1 protein-coding gene is annotated in these 1,272 nt (G+C 64.8%); it reads left to right on the top strand.

Features of this window, described 5'->3' with window-relative positions:
• Nucleotides 1-14 precede the first annotated feature (14 nt).
• A complete protein-coding gene (locus tag AZH51_RS07900; protein WP_367188036.1) occupies nt 15-1,265 on the top strand; it encodes an IS30 family transposase in 1,251 nt (416 codons plus the stop codon).
• The last annotated feature ends 7 nt before the right edge of the window (nt 1,266-1,272 follow it).

Genomic DNA, 1,272 nt, shown 5'->3' with positions numbered 1-1,272 from the left:
GGCTGGTTCAGGCGGTGGGTGCAACACGAACCGTGGAGGTTGTGTTGCGAGATTTGTCTGCAGAGCGTCGTCGGGCGTTGCGGTTGTTGTCGCAGGGTATGAGCGCTGAGCAGGTCGCGCGTGGTGTGGGCGTGAGTTATTCCACGGTGCGTTCGTGGGCCAAGCTGGCCGGTATGACGCTGATTCTAGGACGCCATGGCGGAGCGGCCGGGGTGAGCAAACCAGCGCCCGTGGCTGGTCCGTGGACTGATGAGCTGGGCCGGTTGAACGACCAGGCACGGGTGCTGATCCATCTGCGGCTGAACGAGCGGGTCAGCCTGGCCAAGATCGCGACCGAACTGGGAGTGCACCGCAGCACGGTGTGGCGGGAAGTCGCTCGGGGACGAGATCCTCATGATGGGTCGTATCGGGCCCGCCAAGCAGTTGCGTTTGCTCGGGCGCGGCGGCGCCGGCCGCGGGCCTGCAAGCTGGGCCCGGGCACCCCGCTTCGCGCTGAGGTGCTGCGGTTGCTCACGGAGCGGTATTCCCCCGAGCAGATCGAAGCGCAGCTACTGATCCAGTTCCCAGACCGCGACGATATGCACGTGAGTTACGAAACGATCTACCAAGCGTTGTACGTGCAAGGCAAAGGATCACTACGCCAAGAACTGCTGGTAGAGAAAGCGTTACGCACCGGGCGGTCCCGGCGCCGACCCCGCTCGAACCTGCCACCCAGGGCCAGTAACCGCTCCTGGATCGGGGACGAAGCGATGATCACCCAGCGCCCCGCGGAAGTCGAAGATCGTGCCGTGCCTGGGCACTGGGAAGGCGACCTGGTCATCGGCACCGACGGCACGTCCGCGTTGATCACCCTGGTCGAACGCAGCACCCGGTACGTGCTGGTCCGCCGCCTGCCGCTGACCCATGATTCGGCCACCGTGACCGAGCAGTTGACCGCGATGATGCGCGACCTACCCGCCTCGCTGCGTAAGACCGTGACCTGGGACCAGGGCTGTGAGATGGCCCGGCACGCCGAGTTCACCCTGGCCACCAACTGCCAGGTGTTCTTCTGCGACCCGCACTCACCCTGGCAACGCGGGACCAACGAGAACACCAACGGCCTGATCCGGGATTTCTACCCCAAATCGACCGACTTCGCCGCCGTCAGCGACGAGCAGATCGCCGAGATGCAACGGCTGCTGAACACCCGACCCCGCAAGACCCTGGCCTGGGCCAAACCAGCCAATAAGCTCAACGAGATACTCACCGTTGCACCCACCACTTGAATCTGCC

Source organism: Branchiibius sp. NY16-3462-2, assembly GCF_001594145.1.
GTDB lineage: Bacteria > Actinomycetota > Actinomycetes > Actinomycetales > Dermatophilaceae > Branchiibius.
The sequence above is the reverse complement of the archived record's forward strand: the minus strand, read 5'-3'. Positions and strand labels throughout refer to the sequence as shown.